The organism is Nocardia jejuensis NBRC 103114 (genome assembly GCF_001613145.1).
Classification (GTDB): domain Bacteria; phylum Actinomycetota; class Actinomycetes; order Mycobacteriales; family Mycobacteriaceae; genus Nocardia; species Nocardia jejuensis.
Genome location: NZ_BDBU01000029.1, coordinates 1 through 19,161 on the forward strand (window position 1 = coordinate 1; position 19,161 = coordinate 19,161).

The 19,161-nt window shown below is 67.7% G+C and carries 16 protein-coding genes and 1 pseudogene; 9 read left to right on the forward strand and 8 right to left on the reverse strand.

The genetic code is table 11. The features are described 5' to 3' along the window. A partial coding sequence (locus NJ1_RS23595; RefSeq protein WP_169813190.1) for a LuxR C-terminal-related transcriptional regulator occupies positions 1 to 1,508 on the forward strand: 1,508 nt, incomplete at its 5' end. Between the two features lie 63 nt (positions 1,509 to 1,571). Continuing rightward, on the forward strand, positions 1,572 to 2,615 hold the full coding sequence (locus NJ1_RS23600; protein ID WP_067698042.1) for an alpha/beta fold hydrolase: 1,044 nt from the start codon (positions 1,572 to 1,574) through the stop codon (positions 2,613 to 2,615). A 121-nt stretch (positions 2,616 to 2,736) separates the two neighbouring features. Here NJ1_RS23600 and NJ1_RS23605 read toward each other — a convergent pair whose 3' ends face one another. The 3 genes from NJ1_RS23605 to NJ1_RS23615 all read right to left on the reverse strand — a co-directional run bounded on the left by NJ1_RS23605 (position 2,737) and on the right by NJ1_RS23615 (position 5,725). Beyond that, positions 2,737 to 4,332: an ABC-F family ATP-binding cassette domain-containing protein gene (locus tag NJ1_RS23605; protein WP_067698044.1), complete on the reverse strand. Its 1,596-nt coding sequence runs from the start codon at positions 4,330 to 4,332 to the stop codon at positions 2,737 to 2,739. A gap of 250 nt (positions 4,333 to 4,582) precedes the next feature. Further along, a complete protein-coding gene (locus NJ1_RS23610; RefSeq protein ID WP_067698046.1) occupies positions 4,583 to 4,984 on the reverse strand; it encodes a hypothetical protein in 402 nt (133 codons plus the stop codon). Between the two features lie 186 nt (positions 4,985 to 5,170). Next, entirely contained in the window at positions 5,171 to 5,725 is a 555-nt protein-coding gene (locus NJ1_RS23615; RefSeq protein ID WP_067698048.1) for an HD domain-containing protein, read from the reverse strand. A 224-nt stretch (positions 5,726 to 5,949) separates the two neighbouring features. Here NJ1_RS23615 and NJ1_RS23620 point away from each other — a divergent pair, with 224 nt between their 5' ends. Beyond that, positions 5,950 to 6,573, forward strand: coding sequence for a lysophospholipid acyltransferase family protein (locus NJ1_RS23620; protein ID WP_245717553.1), 624 nt, complete (start codon positions 5,950 to 5,952; stop codon positions 6,571 to 6,573). Between the two features lie 82 nt (positions 6,574 to 6,655). Here NJ1_RS23620 and NJ1_RS23625 read toward each other — a convergent pair whose 3' ends face one another. Genes NJ1_RS23625 through NJ1_RS23640 form a run of 4 tightly spaced genes read right to left on the reverse strand, consistent with a single transcriptional unit; the run spans position 6,656 to position 11,449 of the window. Then, a complete protein-coding gene (locus NJ1_RS23625) occupies positions 6,656 to 7,900 on the reverse strand; it encodes a glycosyltransferase (RefSeq protein WP_067698052.1) in 1,245 nt (414 codons plus the stop codon). Next, complete coding sequence (locus tag NJ1_RS23630; protein ID WP_067698054.1) at positions 7,897 to 9,177, reverse strand: condensation domain-containing protein; 1,281 nt, start codon at positions 9,175 to 9,177, stop codon at positions 7,897 to 7,899. Before NJ1_RS23630 ends, NJ1_RS23625 begins: the two co-directional genes overlap by 4 nt. A 20-nt stretch (positions 9,178 to 9,197) precedes the next feature. Next, positions 9,198 to 10,406, reverse strand: a complete 1,209-nt coding sequence (locus NJ1_RS23635; protein ID WP_067698056.1) for a GNAT family N-acetyltransferase — start codon at positions 10,404 to 10,406, stop codon at positions 9,198 to 9,200. After that, complete coding sequence (locus NJ1_RS23640) at positions 10,403 to 11,449, reverse strand: LLM class flavin-dependent oxidoreductase (RefSeq protein ID WP_067698058.1); 1,047 nt, start codon at positions 11,447 to 11,449, stop codon at positions 10,403 to 10,405. Before NJ1_RS23640 ends, NJ1_RS23635 begins: the two co-directional genes overlap by 4 nt. 401 nt (positions 11,450 to 11,850) lie before the next feature. Here NJ1_RS23640 and NJ1_RS23645 point away from each other — a divergent pair, with 401 nt between their 5' ends. The 5 genes and pseudogenes from NJ1_RS23645 to NJ1_RS41045 all read left to right on the forward strand — a co-directional run. Beyond that, entirely contained in the window at positions 11,851 to 12,834 is a 984-nt protein-coding gene (locus tag NJ1_RS23645) for an alpha/beta hydrolase (RefSeq protein ID WP_067698153.1), read from the forward strand. A gap of 301 nt (positions 12,835 to 13,135) precedes the next feature. Further along, positions 13,136 to 14,767, forward strand: a complete 1,632-nt coding sequence (locus tag NJ1_RS23650; protein WP_067698060.1) for an amidohydrolase — start codon at positions 13,136 to 13,138, stop codon at positions 14,765 to 14,767. Positions 14,768 to 14,920: 153 nt separating this feature from the next. After that, the gene (locus NJ1_RS23655; RefSeq protein WP_067698062.1) at positions 14,921 to 15,232 is read left to right on the forward strand and encodes a hypothetical protein; all 312 of its coding nucleotides are present in this window, start codon (positions 14,921 to 14,923) and stop codon (positions 15,230 to 15,232) included. Between the two features lie 471 nt (positions 15,233 to 15,703). After that, positions 15,704 to 16,801, forward strand: coding sequence for a lipase family protein (locus NJ1_RS23660; RefSeq protein WP_067698155.1), 1,098 nt, complete (start codon positions 15,704 to 15,706; stop codon positions 16,799 to 16,801). 214 nt (positions 16,802 to 17,015) lie between these two features. Further along, a pseudogene (locus NJ1_RS41045) lies at positions 17,016 to 17,096 on the forward strand (DUF397 domain-containing protein); the annotation flags it as partial. A gap of 153 nt (positions 17,097 to 17,249) precedes the next feature. Here the strand turns inward: NJ1_RS41045 and NJ1_RS23665 are convergent. Further along, entirely contained in the window at positions 17,250 to 18,290 is a 1,041-nt protein-coding gene (locus NJ1_RS23665; RefSeq protein ID WP_067698064.1) for a beta-ketoacyl-ACP synthase III, read from the reverse strand. A gap of 94 nt (positions 18,291 to 18,384) precedes the next feature. Between NJ1_RS23665 and NJ1_RS23670 the strand changes: the two genes are divergently transcribed. Next, a complete protein-coding gene (locus NJ1_RS23670; protein ID WP_067698066.1) occupies positions 18,385 to 18,972 on the forward strand; it encodes a TetR/AcrR family transcriptional regulator in 588 nt (195 codons plus the stop codon). The last annotated feature ends 189 nt before the right edge of the window (positions 18,973 to 19,161 follow it).

The following is a 19,161-nucleotide window of genomic DNA, read 5'->3' on the forward strand; positions in this document are numbered from 1 at the left end:
CGGCGGAGCTGGCCGTGGACGCCGGACACCGCGGCACCGCCGAACGGCTGGTGGGCGCCGCGCGCGCACTTCCTCTCACACCCGCGCAGGACGCCACCGCGAACTGGCTGCTCAGCGGGTTCGAGGACGGGCTGCGTGAAAGTCCGACGCGCATAGGCGAACTGACCGCACTCGCGTCCACTGTCGCCGCCGACGGGTATCCCGATGCCGCGATGCGGATCATGTGGGGTGCGGCCATGCGGTGCTTCTGGTCCGAGCCCGGCATCGAGACCCGGCGCGCGGTGCTGGAGATGGCGGACACATTCGGCCTGCCCGAAAGCGATCCGCGCAAGGTCGCGATCGACTCGATCGTCGCGCCGATCGAACGTGGCGAACCCGTTCTGCGCCAACTGCATACGCTCGCGGCGACGACCGGGCGAGATACCGAGGTCGATCACTTCCTGAGCAGCGCCGCGTTCCAGGTCGGCGCCTTCGACCTCGCCGCCACCTTCTCCGCCGCCGCCACACCCGGATTCCGCTCCTCCGGACGACTGGGCCTGCTGACCCGCGCGCTGGCGATCCACGCCTGGAGCCTGGCGCGGCTCGGCGACCTCGCGACCGCCGCGCCCATCGCCGCCGAGGCCGCGGCCTTCGCCCAGGAGATCGGGCAGCCGTTCATGCACGCGGTGATGGTTGCCGTGCAGTCCGAAATCGCCGCTCTGCGAGGCGATTACACGCAGGCGTCGGCGCTGGCGGCGGAGGCCGAGCGGACCGGGCTGGCGGCGGGCGCACGACCGGTGCTTGCCACGGTCCAGCTCAGCCGCGGGCTCATCGCCCTCGGGGAGGGTCGATTCGACGATGCCTTCACCGATCTGGCTCGGCTGCACGATCCGCTCGACCCGTCGTATTCGGCCTCGCTGCGGGCGTATTTCCTCACCGAACTCGCCGAGGCCGCGGTGCGCGCCAGGCAGATGAAGCCACTCACGGAACTACTGGATGGCCTGGATGGCGCTGTCGCGTCCAGCTCGTCACCGGCGCTGCACATCGGAATGCGTTATGCCCGCGCGGTTCTCGCGGGTGATGCGGCCGATCCGCTGTTCGCCGAGGCATTGGCGGCGGATCTCACCGCCTGGCCCGCGGAGCGTGGCCGACTGCATCTGGCTTACGGCGAATGGCTGCGCAGGCAGCGCCGAGTCGTGGAGTCTCGTACCCATTTGCGCACGGCCCGAGAGGTTTTCGACGCGCTCGGGTTCGCCGCCTGGAGCGAGCGGGCCCGGTTGGAACTGCGCAGCGCCGGTGAGTCCAGCCCGAATCGCGATCCGGATGCCCGCGAGCGCCTCACTCCACACGAGTTGAGCATCGCGCAGCTGGCGGCGCAAGGTCTGACCAATCGGGAGATCGGTCAGCGGTTGTACCTGTCCCATCGCACGGTCAGCACCCATCTGCATCGGATCTTCCCGAAGCTCGGGATCAGCTCGCGCGGCGACCTCGCCGGACTGCTGCCCGCCACGGACGACCCGGCGGCCTGACAGACACTCATTACGTCATCCGACGCTCGCCGCGCCATCCCGGCCCTCCATAGCGTCGAGGGCATGAACAAGAGCAGAAGATTTCTCGGTGCGGCGCTGGTGACGGGGCTGACCGCGGCGACACTGGCCGCGTGCGGGGCGGAGTCGTCGAGCACGCCCGCCACGGTGACGACTGCGGCGGGCGCGGATCTGCGGGCCGGATCCGGGGCCCACACCACGCTCGGGCCGGTCAAACAGATCGTGGCCGGGGCGCTGGATGTCGGGTACTTCGAGTTCGGGCCCAGCACCGGGCAGCCGGTGATCCTGCTGCACGGGTGGCCCTACGATCCCTACAGCTACGCCGATGTGGCGCCGCTGCTCGCCGATGCCGGTTACCGCGTCCTGATTCCGTTCCTGCGCGGGTATGGATCCACCACATTCCTGTCCCCCCAGACCGTACGGAACGGGCAGCAGTCGGCCATCGCCCGCGACATCGTCGATTTCATGGATGCGCTGCACATCGACAAGGCCGTGCTCGGCGGATTCGATTGGGGCGCACGCACGGTCGACATCATCGCCGCGCTGTGGCCCGAGCGCGTCAAGGCGATGGTCGCGGTGAGCGGGTACATCGTCACTCAGCAGGCGGCGCAGCAGCAGCCGCTGTCACCGGACGCCGAGCTCGGCTGGTGGTACCAGTACTACTTCGCGACCGAGCGCGGGCGCGCCGGATACGCCGAGAATCGCCACGACTTCAACGAGCTGATCTGGAAGCGCGCCTCTCCCGCATGGAATTTCGACGCCGCGACCTTCGATCGAAGCGCCGCCTCGTTCGACAATCCGGATCACGTCGATGTCGTGATCTCGAACTACCGGTGGCGATTGAGCCTGGCTCCCGGGGAGCCGCAGTACGACGCATACGAACAGCGCCTTGCCACGGGACCGGCGATCACCGTGCCCGCCATCACGATCGGCAGTGATTTCGACGGCGCGGCCAAGGATGGAAAGCCGTACGCCGCCAAGTACACCGGCAGGTACGAGCACCGGGTGCTGGACGGCATCGGGCACAACGTGCCGCAGGAGGCTCCGAAACCGTTCGCGCAGGCGGTCATCGACGCGGACCATCTCTGAGGGTCGAGGACGCCGGGGGTGTTTCCGACCGCGGTGTCGCTCCGCGGACGGGCTCCACCCGGGTACCCCGGCTCGCTCAGGAGCAATGCCGAGCCCCGTGGCAGGGCTCGGCATGCTCTCTCTAGAGGGAGCTTCGGCGGTGGATGCCGCCACCGGGCTCGAGTTCCAGGACCGTATCGATGCCGATGCGGCGCAGGAACGGATGGTCGTGGCTGACAACGAGAATCGCGCCACGATAGTCGGACAGGGCTTCGACGAGTTGCTCCACGCTGGGGATGTCGAGGTTGTTCGTGGGCTCGTCGAGAATCAGCAGTTGCGCGGGCGGGTCCGCGAACAGCAAGCGAGCCAGCGATACTCGGAAGCGTTCGCCACCCGAGAGGGTGCGGACCGGTCGTTCGACGCTGCTGCCGCGCAGCAGTAGCCGGGCCAGCCGATTGCGAATGTCGCCGGGAGAGGCGGTGGCGGCGACCGAGTGGACGTTCTCCAGGGCGCTGGCCTGCTCGTCCAGGTTGTCGAGGCGCTGTGGCAGGTAGCCGACCCGGTCGGTGAGGAGGGTGGCGCGGTCGGGGCGGCGATCGTGGAGCAGGTCGTCGAGCAGAGTGGATTTTCCGACGCCGTTGGGCCCGATCAGCGCCACTCGCTCCGGTCCCTGGATGACGAGGGTCCGCTCGCCGTCACGCAATTCGGCGATGCGGCGACTGCGAGGCACGTCGGGGTCCGGGAGTTCGAGGTGAATGTGTTCCTCGCGCCGTACACGAGCTGCGGCGGAGTTCAGTGCCTCTTGTGCGGCAACGACTTTCGCATCGAGTGTGGTCCGCATGGCCCCTGCCGAACCCTGCGCCCTGCTGGCGCGATTGCCCGCCAGAATGCGAGGTATGCCGCCGTCGCGCTGCGTCGCTTTGCCGGTGCGCTCTCGCCGGGCGAGTTTGGTCTCGGCGTCGATGCGCTGGCGCTTCTCGACCTTCAGGGCTTGCTCGGCGGTTCGCGCGGCTTGCGCGGCGGCGGCCTGCTCGTGCTCGATGTGCTGTTTCCAGGCGCTGTAGGGGCCGCCGAACACATCCAGGGTCGCGCCGTGCAGTTCGGCGGTCGCGTCCATGTGCTCGAGCAGCTCGAGGTCGTGGCTCACCACCACGAGCGTGCCGGGCCACGTGTCGACGAATTCGGCCAGCTTGGCACGGGTTTCGCGATCCAGGTTGTTGGTCGGCTCGTCGAGAAGGGTGATCGGAGTGCGGCGGATCCGCAGACCCGTGATCGCGATCAGAACGGCCTCGCCGCCGGAGATCTCGCCGACTCGACGATCGAGATCTGCTGCCCGGAAGCCTATTTCGTCCAGTGCCTCCGCGGCGCGCGCTTCGATGTCCCAGTCGTCGCCGATGGTGTCGAAGTGTTCGTCCGCGGTGTCGCCGGACTCGATCGCGCGCAGAGCCGCGAGTTCGTCTGCGACGCCGAGCAATTGCGCGATGGTGTCGTCTCGGCCGAGGGTGAGCGTCTGCGGTAGGTACCCCACCTCACCGGTGGTGTCGATGTGCCCGGAGGTCGGCGTCAGCTCTCCGGCGATCAATCGCAACAGCGTGGATTTTCCCGAGCCGTTGCGCCCGACGAGGCCGGTGCGCCCGGCGGTCAGGGCGCCGTCGAGACCGGCGAGGGCAACGGTCCCGTCCGGCCATTCGAATGACAGATTCTGCAGCAGAACCGCAGAGGGCATGGATGTGGACATGGGTTGTCGACTCTTTCCTGCTCGCGTACGAGCGGCCGCAAATATCGCGCCCGGATATGCAATCGGGCGCGCGTGATCTCGGAACTTTGCGGATGGGCGAAGGCGAAAACCTCACGGACGGTCCGGAATACGGACACCCGCGTGAGTGTGTGCGTTCAGAGGCCGCCTTCGACCGGGCGGCTAGAGTCTGTCCACTTCCTCTATGAGCACACACCCACGCTACCAGGCGTCGAATCCACGGGAGTCCAGGTCAGGCCGCATCGAGGGCGGCGGTGATCTTTCGAGCCATCTCGGCGGTGGCGGGCGCGGGGTTGCCCTGGGAGATGCGGGCGGCGGAGTCCACGGCGATCAGGACGGTGGTGCGGAAGTTGCCGGCCTCCGCGGGGTCCTTTTGCTCGAGGAGGGCGACGGCGGCGGTCAGTGCGGGCAGCACCTGGTCGGCGAGTTCGGCCACGGACTTGCCCTTCAGCTTGATGTCCTTGGACTTGGCGGCGAGAACATGGCCGATGGGACCGGTCGCGGACATCAGGGCGAGGCTGCCCTCGGTGGCGGCTTTGCTGGGCTTGCCACCGGTGGAGGCCAGCAGGGACACGGCGCCGTAGGCGGCGGTGCGAACGGTCTGCTGATCCTGGGCGGTGAGGTTGAGGGACATGATGTGTACTCCTTCGAAGTGGTGACTCGGATCCGTTCGGAGCCGGTCGTTTTCGTTGATGTACACACTGTGGCGGGGGCAGCTGACAGCGCACTGACAGTCCTCTGACACGGTCGCTGACACCGAGTCCGGCACTCTCCCCGATGCGAGTGTGCTGATCCGGCAGTGCCGAATCGGCGTCGAGGCTCAGCGTGCGGCGGCCACCCGTTCGATGACGGGGCGCCAGGCGGGGAGGGCGCTGACCCTCAGGTCGATCACCTTGCCCGCGTCGTCGGCCTTGCGCAGGGCCAGGGCGGCGTGGAAATCGGGGTCGGCTTCGAATTCTGCGATCTCGGTGGTGGTCATGGGGCCGCCCTGGGCGATCAGGGTTCGCCGGCTGGATTCGGACAGGGCGGCGGTGTGCACCGAATCGGTCGCTGCCAGATAGCGTTTCGCGGTGACGTGCAGTTCCACGAGGCGCGCCACTCGATCGCCGAGCAGGTCTCGGACCGCGTCCGCGCCGTGACGCCCGTGCCCGGCGTCGTCGCCGGGGACCAGCATGTGACCGATGTCGTGCACGAGCCCGGCGACCTGGAGTTGCTCGTCATCGGGAAATCGCTCCCGCAGCAGCTCCGCGCACTGGCGGTCGTGGTCGAGGATGTCGACGGGGTCACCGCTGCGGTCCGGCATATCCCAGACGTCCTCGCAGTCCGAGAGCAGTTCCATGAGTTCATCGACGGTCGACACCCGTACGCGGTCCATGACCGACACCTAAGTCGCGAGAGGTTTGCTCCGCGTGAAGCCCAGATGAATTCCGTGGCAGAGGGAAGCGGATGGACGCGGCCTGAGCTGCTGTGGCCGGATTGCGTAGTTTCACGCTGCCGGGGATGGGAGGCGGGGACGAGGATGGGGAATTCGGACTAGGGATTGGTGGGATCGTGGTGGGTGAGGATGGGCGGCCCAAGGGGTTGGGGAAGCGGGCTTGGGTGACCACGAAAGTGGTTCGGCGGGTGCTGCGGGGATTGGCCTGGTCGAGATTCGTGCGGGTGAGTGTGGTCGGGCGGGAGTTGGTGCCGGGGAGTGGGCCGGTCATCGTGGCCAGCAATCACATTTCGATGTTGGATGCGGTGTTTCTGTGGGGGGCTTTGCGGCGGCGGGCGGTCGCTATCGCCATGGCGGAGTTGTGGACGTGGCCGGTGGTGGGGTGGCTGGTGAAGCGGCTCGGGCAGATTCCGGTGGTGCGGCGCGACAGCGAGTCGGGGCAGGAGGCGATGTCGCAGGCGGAGCGGGTACTGCGGCACGGCGGCGTGCTGATCATCTATCCGGAGGGGCGGCTGGTCACGCGGGGCGAAGTCGAGCCGTACAAGCCGGGGGTGGCGAAACTTGCGCTGGCGACCGGGATTCCGATCGTTCCGGTGGGGACCTCGGGAACCGATCGGGTGTTGCCGATGCGGAAATCTCGGGGAGACGGGCCGGCGTTCGACCGGAGCCAGCGGGTCACCATTCATTTCGGGGAGCCCATCGATCCCGCCGGATTCGACGATCCCGACAAGCTGCTGGATCATCTGCGGCAGCGCATCGAGGACCTACGCACTCCGGACGCCGAATAGGCGCGGCGGGGCGCACATCCCCTCGAGATATGCGCGCCCCGCGCACCGAGCGACGGCCGTGTCCGGGAAACGGAGACCGGAGTTATCCCGCCGCGTCGAGCCGCGCTTCGATGATCTTCAATGCCTCCCCCGCGCCGTCCTCCTCGGCGATTCTCGCGGCGAGCCGAGAAGCGTTGGCGCGCAGCGAAGTATCGGCGACGGTGTCGCGGATGGCAGCGGCCAGGTTGTCCGCGGAGAGCTTCTGGTGCGGGATGGTCGCACTGCTGACGCCCAGGTCGACCAGGCGACGCGCCCAGAACGGCTGATCCGAGTAGACCGGCACGCCGATGGCGGGAACGCCCGCGCGCAGACCCGCCGCCGTCGTGCCCGCGCCGCAGTGATGCACGACGGCCGCCATCTGCGGGAAGAGCCAGTCGTGCGGCACTTCGCCGATCGTCATGAGGCTGTCCCCGCTCACGTCCAATTGCAGCCAGCCCGCCTGCACGATGCCGCGCACACCCGCCTGTTTCAGTGCGCTGCCGACGATTTCCGACATGCGGGCGCTGTGCTCGGCGCTGTTGACCACGCTGCCGAACCCGACGAACACCGGCGGCGGTCCCGCGGCGAGGAATTCCACGAGCTCGGCGGGCGGCTGCCACTCGTGTGGACGGGGCGGCCACCAGTAGCCGGTGACCTCGAGACCCGGCCGCCAGTCGGCGGGCCGGGGCAGCACGCTGGGCGAATAGCCGTGCAGGATCACCCATTCCGCGGCCGTGCGACGACGCCGCAGTTCGCGGACGCCCACCTTCGGCAGGCCGAGCTCGCGACGGAACGCGCTCACGGCTCCGCCGTAGACGTGATCGGTGATCCACCCGCCGATGTCCGCGGCCAGTCGATTGCCGCGCGCGCCCATCGACTGCGCGCCCATCGAGGCGGGCGGATGCGCGGCGGTCGCCGACATCGGCTGGAACCGCACTCCGATGGCGGGGATGCCCTTGGCCTCGGCGAGCGGGAAGCCCGCGAACTCGGTCAGTTGCGAGATCAACAGCGCGTCGGCGGGGATGTCCCGCAGGGCGTCGATCATGCCCTGGCCGGTGGCGCGAACCCCTTTGGGCGAGGCGAACTGCCAGGCCGCCTTCTGCCGATCGACGTCCGGATCCTCCATGTCGACATCGACATTGGTCTCCATCTGCCGGAAGTTCAGTCCGCAACCGGAGATCAGCTCGGCGAACACCGAGTGCGCGGCCACCGTGACCTCGTGCCCGGCCTCCTTCAGCCGCACGCCGAGTCCGGTCAGCGGGGCGATGTCTCCGCGGCTGCCGATGCCGGTCATGACTATTCTGCTCATGCGCTGACCCCGATCTCGACGGTCTCCAGGATCGACAGCCATTGCGCGACAATCTCTTTCACTCGCGCTATGCCGATGCCGCCGGTGGGCGAATGGACCGAGTAGTGCACGCGGCGGACGCCGTCGTTCTGGCTGGCCCCGAGGAACATGCTCAGATCGAACACGGTCAGACGGGCTTGTTCACGCGAGTGCGCACCCGGAATCCAGACGCCCACATCGCCGAGATAGTTGAAATAGAACTTCGGAGTGTTGAATTCGACGACCCGCGCGAAGCCTTCGGGGTGATGCCAGAACAGCAGCGTGAAGTCCTCGGGATGCTGTGGGTAACCGGCGATCGCGTCCAGCATTCGATCGCCGTGGCTGCCGGTCGCCGGGCGCAGCAGCCACGGATAGTCGTCGGAGAGCCAGGCGACGGTACGGCTGAGATCGGTGCCGGGACGCAGTCGGCTGTAGCGGCCGTGCTTCTGCACCTGCACCGGACGGGCGACGCCGGTAACGTCCTCGATGGCCAAACCCAGTGCGATGAGCAGGATTCGAGTGAAGGAGACGTCGAGGGCGGCGGGGAGTTCGTCGAGCAGCCGCTCCGCGAGCGGGCCTTCGATCACACCGTCCAGGAAGGCCGACTCCGGCGAGTCGGGGCGCTCGGTGACATACGGTTCGATATCCGAGGCCGCGACCCAGTAGTCGAACTCACCGGAGCGGGTCAGCGCGTACTCGTCCAGGAATTCGGCCCATTCCGCGCCGGTCGTCGATTCCGGTGGCAGGACGATCGGTTCGCCCGCCTCCCATTGGCGAACGTAGGTGGCGACGTCGTCCCACATCACCCACATGGCGACGCCGTCGATGGCGACATGATGAATGGTGAGCAGCAGGATGTTGACGTCCGTGGACCGGGTGAGCAGAGCGGCGGTGACGACCTTGCCCGCGGGCGGGTCGAGGCGGAGATTGCTCGCGACCGTGGTCTCCTCGATCACCTGCTCGATCGATTCGGGGGCGACATGCTCGATGTCGATCACGCGCACATCGATTCTGTCCGTGTCGATTCCGCCGTCGGACGGCAGTTCGATGAGGCACCGCGCGTCCATGCCGTAGCTGTACCGGCTGCGCAGCGATTCGTGGTTGTCGATGAGCGCGTTGATCAGATGCTGTGCGTCGTGCAGACCCATCGTGACCGGAACCGGGCACGGGATGGTGATCCCGAACAGGGCCGGATTCGGATCCCACATCAGGAACTTCTTGGCGGCGGCGGTCAGCCGCGCCGGGCGCAGGGTCGTCATGGTGTCCTCGTCACGAAGGGTCAGAAGGGGGTGATGTTGAAGGGCCGCTTGATCGGAGCCAGCGCCTGATCCAGGGCCGCGACCGCACCGGCGGTCAGCTCGTCGAGGCGGCCCGCGCGGTGCAGTTCCAGCGGAGTGTGCGCACCGAAGTAGCAGCCGGCCAGTTCGACCGTGCTCAGGCGCACATCCGGGGTCACGTTGTCGGGGGCGGGTTTCCAGCTGCCGCTGCCGCCGGTGACGTCCAGGGTGAACAGGCCCGCCGACATGCCGTACGGGTCGGCCACCTCGATCACACCGTGGAAGTCGGCACGGTAGGAACGCAATTCGAAGGCTTTGGCCGCGTTCAGAATCCACATCCAGACGCCGGGGTCGATGCCGGTGACGGTGGCGGCGCGCGGGTCCCGCAGCAGAAGTTGGGTGGGGTCGTCGACGGCTGTGTCCATATGGATTTCGAGATACTCGCCGTGACCGAGCAGGCAGCGCAGTAGCTCTCGATGCGCGCTGACCGTCAGGGCGCAGAAGTCATGGACACGCACCGTTTTTCCGATGAGGTCGAAGACCACGTAGCCGTCCGGGTGCAGGATCACGCACGAGTCGTCGTCGTAGGTCGCGGGCCAGTAGAACTCGCCGCGGGCAAGGGAACCCGGCGTCGCGTGCTGCCAGCGGTCGTACACCTCGCGCATGCGCGAGCGGGCGATGCCGGGGCGCAGCTCGCGGGCGGGGGACGCATCGTCCTGTCCGGCACGGAGTTCGGCGCGCCGACGGTCGATGACCAGATGCCGCGTATGACCGGCGACGCCGACTCCCCCGTAACTGCCGCCGGGTCCCGGCATGGCGGCGAACAGATCCGCGCCCGATTCGAGTGCGACGTACATCATCTCGGCCTGGATCTTGGAGTAGAGCCCGCGCTTCTGGTGCGTGGTGGCGACCATGCCCTGCGCGCAGGCCGCGACCTCGAGCTGCGCGCCGCCGGGGACCGTGACCAGGGTGCGCAGAATCGCCGCCGTGCCGGCGATGAAGGGCGCGTCGGGATCCGAGACATCCTCGCCCACCACGATGTCGGTGAGCCTGAATTGTTGTTTCCAGCTCTCGAAGTCCTTGGTGTGCACTCCGCCGAAGGCGCGGGAATAGCAGTCGCGCAGTGCGTTCCAGTCGTCCTCGCGCGCGCGCCGAATGCGCAGACCGTCGACCGCGAGGCTCTCCCGATAGGTCATGAGTTCGGAGATCATGCGATGACCCCTTTCGTGGTGCGGACATCGGAGGCGGCGGGGGTCGGGGCCGGTGCGGCTGTCGAGGCGAGGCGGGGCAGCACTTCGTCTCCGAGCAGCCGCAGACCGGCCCAGCCCGCCTCGACGGGCAGGCCGCCGATCAGCGGGTTCATCACGATTTCGGTTCGGCCGGAATCGATTTGGGCGAGCAGCTGGGCCGGGGTCACGATCTCGGCGTAGCCGTGCGCGCGCAGGGCCTCGATCGAGTCGACCGCGGCCTCATGGGGCCGGGGCAGTCCGGCGTGACGCCACGAGCCGTATTCCCGGGCCTCGTTCAGTACGTACGGGCCGTACTCGCGCCACGCGGCGTCCGGATCTTCGTGCAGCAGTGTGATTCTGCTGCCGGGTTCGGGGCGGTGCACGAACCCGTCGACGCCGAGACGCCGCAGTTCGCTCAGGTACAGGGCTTCGAGTTCCGGGAGGCACATCGGCGGAGCGAAGGGCAATCCGAAGCGGGCGGCGCGGCGGGCGGCGGCCTCGCTCATGCCGCCTACGAGCAGCTGGGGGTGCGGCTTCGTGGCGGGTTTCGGAGTGACGTTCACCAGCGCGCCGTCGTACTCGAAGGGCTCGTCGCGCCAGGCGGCCAGCATGACTTCGAGGGCCCGGTCCATCAACCGTCCCCGGCGGGACCAGTCGCGGCCCATCGCGGCGTATTCCGCGGGGCGGTAACCGATTCCGGCGATGATCGCGATCCGGCCGTTCGAGATGTTGTCCAGCACCGCGAGATCCTCGGCCAGCCGGATCGGGTCGTACAGGGGCACCAGCAGTGCGCAGATGCTCACGGTGAGGTGACGAGTGCGGGCGGCCACGGCCGCGGCCAGCAGCAGGGGCGAGGGCAGCCAGCCGGTGCCCGAGAGATGGTGTTCCTCGCAGCTGACGGCCGTGAAACCGCACCGGTCGGCGTACTCCGCCATATCCAGGGCGGCCTGATATCGGTTCGCCTGCCGGGCTGCCGGGTCGCCGAGGGTGGTCATGTTGAGCCGGAGAGCGGTCACCACCGTCACCGGATGCCTCCGGTGCGCATTCGACGAGTGCGGATCGGAATGTGCATTCGTGTCGCGGTAGATGCGTCGAACGATTGCCGCGCAAGGTAATTCGCCGCCGCTCTGTCGCATCGCGTTGAATTCACTCCGCAAATATTGAACGGGGGGCTTCGCTTTGCAACCGCTCGGCTACCCCAATCATGAGCAGCCCGCGGTCGCGGTGCCCTCGGGCGGATATTCGCGGCGGAGCGGTACCACCGGTAGGGGTACCGGGTGGCCGGACACGCCTTCCGGATTCTCGCGGCGCAAATGGGCAACGAGCAAACAGCGCTGAGCGACAGCGAAATTCGGAGCGGTTCGGTAACTTGTTTGTGGACCCTCGGGGAGGTGCACAGGTGGATACGGCAGCGCGATTCGGAAACCTGCGATTCGGAAACCGGCGGGCTGTTCGCGGCTGGCTGCGCAAGGCGGTCACCGTGGTCGCGGCGGGCACGCTGGTGACCTCCGCCGGCGCGGCAGTGGCTGCGGCACAACCTGTTCACGCGCCGATTCACCAGACTCCGTCCGGGGGAACCCAGGATCTCTGGGTGCCGTCGAGCATGGGGAAGATCAAGGTTCAGGTGCAATGGGCGGCCCGCGGCGGCAGCTCGGCCCTCTACCTGCTGGACGGCCTGCGCGCGCCCGACGACCACAGCCAGTGGACGACCGACACCGACGCACTGCGTCAATTCGCCGGGGACAACGTCACCCTGGTGTTCCCGGTCGGCGGGCATTCGAGTTTCTATACGGACTGGTATCGCCCGAGCAGCACGAACCGCCAATCCGTCACCTACAAGTGGGAAACCTTCCTCACCAAGGAACTACCCGATTTCCTTGCCCGTTACGGGGTTTCGCGCACGAACAACGCGATCGTCGGCGCGTCCATGGGCGGCAACGCCGCGCTGGTGCTGGCGGGTAAACATCGCAATCAATTCAAGTTCGCCGGGTCGTTCTCCGGCTACGTGCACCCGACCTTCCCCATGTGGAACGAGGGAATGCGGGCGGCCATGTGGGATGAGGGCCGCTTCAACGTCACCGACATGTGGGGGCCGGCCTCCGATCCCGCCTGGATTCGCAACGACGCCACCGAACAGGCCGAGAGCCTGCGCGGGCTGCCGATGTACGTCACCTCCGGCAACGGTGTCCCGGGCCCGCTCGACCTCCCGTTCGGCCTGGTCAACACCTTCAATGCCATGGGCCTGGAGGCGATGACCATGGCCGCGGCGCAGATCTTCCGTGGCCGGGTCGCCGCCCTGGGCATTCCGGTCCGCATCGACATCGGCAACGGGACGCACAACTGGCCGTACTGGCAGCAGGCGTTGACCACGGCGCACCCGATGATCCTCGACGCGCTGAAAGTCCGCTGACCTGCCGGTCGAATGTGGATCGGGCGAGCTACACAGCGGCCGGACAGACCCTGCCGGGTCACTGCGCTGACGGATAGTGGTGGCGTGGGCCGCGCTACGTCGGGGTCGGCCGAGGCGAGGCGGCGTTGCTGGAACCCTCTGCATCGGAGTGGATCCGCTGTGTGCGACGGTCCGGACTCGGGTGCCGGAAACTGCGGGGCCACACGCGTGAGCACCGGCCGGGGATCGTGGGTTGCCGCAGGTAGGACTACCGTCGACGGTGAGAAGACGCCCGGAAATTCGCCCCGCGAGGAGTGATCGAATGTCGCACGCCGACTTGGTTTTCACCGGCGGCACGGTGCTCACCATGGACCCTGCGCGGAGCCGGGCCACGACGGTGGCGGTGACCGGCGAGCGGATCACGGCGGTGGGCGATCTCGAGGTGCGTGCGCTGATCGGGCCGCGCACCGAGGTGGTGGAGCTGAGTGGGCGGGCGCTGCTGCCCGGGTTCCAGGACGCGCACGTGCACGCGGCGGCGGCCGGGCTCGAGCTGGCGGCCTGCGACCTCACCGGGACCACGGATCTCGGTGAGTATCTGCGACGGGTCGCGGCCTACGCGGCGAAATACCCTGAACGACAATGGATCACCGGCAGTGGGTGGTCGCTGGAGAGTTTCCCCGGGGGTGTGCCGACGCGTGGGCAGCTCGATGCCGTTGTCGCGGATCGGCCCGTCTACCTGACCAATCGGGATCATCACGGCGGGTGGGCCAATACTCGGGCGCTCGAGCTGGCGGGGATCACGGCGGACACCGCCGATCCGGACGATGGGCGCATCGAGCGTGAATTCGACGGCACGCCATCGGGAATGCTTCAGGAGGGGGCTACCGAACTGATCGAGCGCGTGCTTCCGGCTATCACTCCCCGGGAGCGATCGACGGGTTTGCTGCGCGCGCAGGATCGGCTGCACTCGCTGGGGATCACCGGGTGGCAGGAGGCCATCGTCGGGTCGTACGGTGCGGCGTTCGACTGTGCGGACGCCTATTTCACCGTGGCGGAGAAGGGCCTGCTCACCGGGCGAGTCCGAGGGGCGCAGTGGTGGGATCGCACCGGGGATTCCGCACAGATCGCGGGAATGGTGCAGCGCCGCAGGGATTTCGAGTCCGGACGGTTTCGGCTCGATGCCGTCAAGATCATGCTCGATGGGATCGCCGAGAACGGCACCGCCGCGATGACGGTTCCCTACCGGGACATTCACGGCTGCTGCACGGACAACTCCGGGCTCAGTTTCGTCGATCCCGTGGCGCTGCGCTCGTTCGTCACCGAGTTGGACGCCAACGACTTTCAAGTGCACTTCCACGCGCTGGGCGACCGCGCCGTTCGTGAGGCCCTGGACTCGGTAGACGTGGCGCTTCGGGCCAACGGGCCGCGCGGCAATCGCCACCATCTCGCGCACCTGCAGGTGGTGCACGCACAGGACATCCCACGCTTTCACCGCCTCGGCGCGATCGCGAACCTCCAACCCCTCTGGGCCGCACACGAACCGCAACTCGATGACCTCACCCTCCCGTTCCTCGGGGGTGATCTCGCTTCCCGCCAATACCTTTTCGGCGATCTCGTCCGGGCCGGAGCGACGCTCGCGTGTGGAAGTGATTGGCCCGTGAGCGATCCCAATCCCCTGGCCGGAATCCACGTCGCCGTCAACCGCGTCGCACCCGAATCCGAGCTCCCGCCACTGCTGCCCGATCAACGCCTCGACCTGATGACCGCCCTCGCCGCGTACACCGCGGGCTCCGCCTACGTGAACCGGAACAACGACACCGGAACCCTGCGCCCCGGAGCGCTGGCCGACCTGGTGGTGCTGGACACCGACCCGTTCACCGTCTCCCCCGCCGACATCGCGGAAATCTCCGTCACCCACACCTTCGTCGGCGGAGTGCCGGTCTACACCAGGTAGGCGCACGACCGCCGGCGGCCCGGTCTGATGCCGCACTGCCCAGTGGCGAGGGCTGGAGCAGGCAATTTCCGGCAGGCGAGTAGGTTCGATCGTGTTTCACAACGCGGGTGTGCCCTACGCCCGCGCCGGATTTTTCTCTGGAGGTAGTCGCATATGGCTCGGATTCCCACGGTCCCCACCGCACTGCTGGCAGCCGGCGGCCTCACCGGCGGTTTCGCCCTCGCCCAGGCCACCGAGAAGCGCCAACTCGGCGGAGCCGTCTTCCTCGCCGCCACCGCCGCCGCCATTCCCCGCTGGACCAGAACAGCCGGCCCCGCCACGGCCGCCGCCCTCACCGGCCTCTCCATCGGAGCCATGGGCGCATCCCACCCACTGTCGAAGAAGATCGGCCCCTGGCCCTCGGTAGCGGTCGTCTCCACCGCGGTCGCGGTAGCCGCCTGGGCCACCGTCGACCGCCGCGCCTGACATCGGCGAACCGAGCCTCGGGTTCGCGGTGCACAGCCGGATAACCTTCACTGTGGATCGTCCTTATGAAAGGTTGTCGCACAACCTTTCATAAGGAACTGACCTATCCAAGGTCTTCTCCTCCCGAAGAAGCCCACCTCGATACCGGCTTCGGGCAAGTGGGGAGATCCGAACCTGGTGCTCGGGTATGCCGCTCCGCTCCTGCGGGTCGCGGATCTGCTGGAGCACAGCCGGTTCGGAGGGAAGGCGCTATTGGGGTGGGACGGGCCCACCCTCGGCGGATAGGGAGAGGGTGGGCGATGTTCCCATCCTGTGACCCGCCCGGTCGGTCACCTCACCCGGAAAGTGACCGTCGCGTGTCAGGATCGGGCGATGCGCGCCGGACCGGCTTCATCGCTTCGTGTTTCGATGCTTCGCCGCGCTGCGCGGGCCCGTTTCGCCGTGCGGGTCGGGCAGGTGGCCGGATGTGCGATGGCTGTCGTGGCGGCCCTGCTGACTCCGGCGGCTCCCGCATCCGCCGCGACCGCGCCCGGAACACTCATCGACGCGCTCGCGCAGGCCGATGGCTGGCGGGAGATGAGCGGGGGCACGGTCATCGACTACTGGATGACCGGTTCACAGGGTGAACTCGAAAGAGCCAGTGGCGCACTGTTCGTGCCGCCGGGCAGCCCGCCGCCGGGTGGCTGGCCGATCATCGCGTACGACCACGGGACCAGCGGACTCGGGCCCGGATGCGGCGGCCAGACCGGACCGGGCGCGCCGGCCGTCGGCGGGCTGGAGCGCGACTGGGTGTCCCGGGGCTTCGCCGTGGTGCTGCCCGACTACCTGGGGCTGGGGCGCTTCGACACCGGTCCCCACCCGTACCTCGAAATCCGCACCGAGGCCACTGCCACCATCGATCTGGTTCGCGCCGCTCGCGAGGCGAACAGCGAATTGTCGCGGACCTGGGCGGTTTTCGGTGGTTCGCAAGGCGGGCAGGCCGCTCTGGGGGCGGGCAATCTCCAGTCGACCTACGCTCCGGAACTCGACTTCCGAGGCACGATCGCGATAGACCCGGAATCCGATGTCGAGAAGGTGTTGCCGCTGGCGGGTCCGTGGGTTCCCGGCATCTCGCAGGATGTCACCGGCCTGGTCGGGATGATGCTCACCGGCGTGCGCGCCGCCCGCCCCGCCCTCGACGTGAACAGCTATCTCAGCCCCCGAGGTCGCGCGTTCGTCGACGCCATCGGTTCCCTGTGCTCTAACAGGATCACTCCCCTGGCGGACGGCATGTCGATCGGCGACCTCCTCTCCCGGCCCCTGACGACGCCCGAATTCAACACGACCCTCACCGATTACATGGGGGTGCCGGTCTCCGGCTACGACGCACCGATCCTGCTGCTGATGAACGCCCGCGACACCACGGTGCCCTCCCCGCTGCACGCGGCCCTGCTGGCGCAATTCACCGCCAATGGAGTGGACTACGAAAGCGTCGTCGGCCTCGGTAGCCATACCGAGCTGAGTCCCGAAATGCGCACCGCCGTAGACGCGTTCATCCTCCGGCAATTCTCCCGCCCGACGATCAGGTAGCAATTCCCCGGAGCCACTCGGAGACTGACCGCAGTCAACCCGAATCTGAAGTAATTGCGCTCTGCCGCTGCATGATTCAGGAGTATGCCCGAACCCGGCGACACAGTTCGCATGCCGGACGAGCAGCGCGCACGTGCCATCGCAGTCAACTCCCGGGTAAGCGGAACCCGGAAGTGCGAGACCGTGGAATACACCGATTCACCAGTCACGATGCCTGCCGCGCGCAGCCAAAGGCACGTGGTACAAATCCAGCCGTCGCGACGCGGGCAAACAGTGCGTCGAAGTACGCCATGACGACGCGACACTCGTGCGCGATACCAAGGACGAAGGCGTCGGGCCTGCGTTTCACGCCCGGCGCGTGGTCGCGGTTCATCGACAGCAGTGTCTGGCAGAGCTGAGTTACAGGGTGCCCCCACCCCGGAAAAGGGCGGGAGCACAGCGTAATTCGTCAGTCGGCGATCGGGGGCAGGGTTACCACCTGGCCCGCGTAGGCCAGGCCCGCGCCGAAGCCGAGGAGCAGGGCGGTGTCGCCGGGCTTGGCTTCGCCGCTGCGCAGGAGCTGCTCCATCGCCATGGGGATGGAGGCGGCGCTGGTGTTGCCGGAATCCTGGATGTCCTTGGCGATGACCGTGGTTTCGGGCATGTGCAGGACTCGGGTGAGGGCCTCGGTGATCCGGATGTTGGCCTGGTGGGGCACGAAGACGTCGAGGTCCTCCATGGTGATTCCGGCGCGGCCCACGGCATCTCGGCACGCCTTCTCCAAGAAGGTTACGGCCCAGCGGAATACGGCGGTGCCCTGCATGCGGATGTAGGGGCGAACCGTGGTGCCGCCCGTGGCCTCGGCCGCAGCGACCTCGGCGAAGTACTGCTGGAAGTCCTTGTCCTGCTTGATCGCATCGGTCTGGCTGCCGTCCGAACCCCAAGCGACGGGACCGATGCCCTCGACGTCCGACGGTCCCACCACGGCCGCGCCCGCACCGTCGGCGAAGATGAACGCGCAGGTGCGGTCGGTGGGGTCGAGCAGATCGGTGAGGCGCTCGACGCCGATCACCAGAACGTAGCGCGCGGAGCCGGAACGGACCAGGTCGGCGGCATTGGCGAGGGCGTAGCAAAAGCCCGCGCATCCCGCGGAGACATCGAAGGCGGCGCAGTCGGTCATGCCGAGTTCGGTGGCGACGATGGCGCCGGCCGACGGGCCGAGCACCATCAGCGACGAGGTCGCCAGGACCACGCAGCCGATTTCGTCCGCGCCGATTCCGGCGGCCTCGAGGGCTTGGCGGGAGGCCGCGACGCTCATGCCGACGATGGTCTCGTCATCGCTCGCGAAGCCGCGGGCCTTGATGCCGGACCGAGTCTGGATCCACTCGTCGCTGGATTCGATCGCCTCGATGATCTCCGAGTTCGGGACCACTCGGCGGGGTCGGTAAGCGCCCAGGCCCATGATGCGGGCGTGGGGGACGGTCTCGGCCGTGGCGATTCGAGCGGTCATGAAAGGTTCCTCCCTCGATGTGGACCAATTGGTTCACACTGAGATATGACTATCATGGACCGATCGGTTCAGGCAAGGGTGCGGAGGCAACCACATGACGGCGGGTCCACGGTCACGACTCATCGCCAGCACGATCGCGGTCGTGCAGGAACAGGGCGTGCACGCGGCCGGGCTCGCCGAGTTGCTCAAGCGCAGCAATGCCTCACGAAATTCGCTCTACCAGCACTTCCCCGCAGGCAAGAGCGAACTCGTCGAGAACGCGGCGAAGATCGTGTCCAGGATCGTGAACTCCCACATCGCCCGCGCCGACCAGACTCTCGAGAGCACGGGCGACCTCGGTCAGTGGCTCGACTTCCTGATCAGCTTCTGGCGCGGCCCGCTCGAATCCAGCGCGTATCGCGAGGGATCGTTCATGATGGCCGCCGCCCTCGCCGAGTCGGATCCGAATGTGCAGGCAGTCGCGGGCCAGGCCTTCGTCGAGTGGAGCGCCCAGATCTCGAAATCACTGACCAGAGCCGGGTTCTCCGATGAGGCCGCCCGCTCACTGGGCGGCTTCACCCTCACGGTCATCGAGGGCGCGATCATCCAATCCCGCGCACTGAAATCGGTCCACCCACTGGACGAGGCCCATCAGCACCTCATCGCGCTACTACGCCATTACCTGGCCGAACCGACCGGCTGAGTTCGAGCAGCCCGCGCTGGGCGGCCTCACGCACCACTTTCGCTCCGATTCGATCGCTACCGGATAGCTCGAATCAGAAACGACACCGTCCACACGCGGCGGCCCACGAGTTGCACCAGTTCTCGCCGAGTTGCCGCATATGCCTGCGCGAGCGAGAGAGCGAGCGTGACAATGCATTCCCGGCGCTTT

Excerpts from the sequence above, each read along its gene's own strand:
- NJ1_RS23660 (WP_067698155.1), top strand. The coding sequence starts at position 15,704 with ATGGCTGTCGTGGCGGCCCTGCTGACTCCGGCGGCTCCCGCATCCGCC.
- NJ1_RS23605 (WP_067698044.1), bottom strand. The coding sequence starts at position 4,332 with ATGTCCACATCCATGCCCTCTGCGGTTCTGCTGCAGAATCTGTCATTC.
- NJ1_RS23665 (WP_067698064.1), bottom strand. The coding sequence starts at position 18,290 with ATGACCGCTCGAATCGCCACGGCCGAGACCGTCCCCCACGCCCGCATC.
- NJ1_RS23610 (WP_067698046.1), bottom strand. The coding sequence starts at position 4,984 with ATGTCCCTCAACCTCACCGCCCAGGATCAGCAGACCGTTCGCACCGCC.
- NJ1_RS23650 (WP_067698060.1), top strand. The coding sequence starts at position 13,136 with ATGTCGCACGCCGACTTGGTTTTCACCGGCGGCACGGTGCTCACCATG.
- NJ1_RS23635 (WP_067698056.1), bottom strand. The coding sequence starts at position 10,406 with ATGATCTCCGAACTCATGACCTATCGGGAGAGCCTCGCGGTCGACGGT.
- NJ1_RS23670 (WP_067698066.1), top strand. The coding sequence starts at position 18,385 with ATGACGGCGGGTCCACGGTCACGACTCATCGCCAGCACGATCGCGGTC.
- NJ1_RS23630 (WP_067698054.1), bottom strand. The coding sequence starts at position 9,177 with ATGACGACCCTGCGCCCGGCGCGGCTGACCGCCGCCGCCAAGAAGTTC.
- NJ1_RS23615 (WP_067698048.1), bottom strand. The coding sequence starts at position 5,725 with ATGGACCGCGTACGGGTGTCGACCGTCGATGAACTCATGGAACTGCTC.
- NJ1_RS23600 (WP_067698042.1), top strand. The coding sequence starts at position 1,572 with ATGAACAAGAGCAGAAGATTTCTCGGTGCGGCGCTGGTGACGGGGCTG.
- NJ1_RS23655 (WP_067698062.1), top strand. The coding sequence starts at position 14,921 with ATGGCTCGGATTCCCACGGTCCCCACCGCACTGCTGGCAGCCGGCGGC.
- NJ1_RS23625 (WP_067698052.1), bottom strand. The coding sequence starts at position 7,900 with ATGAGCAGAATAGTCATGACCGGCATCGGCAGCCGCGGAGACATCGCC.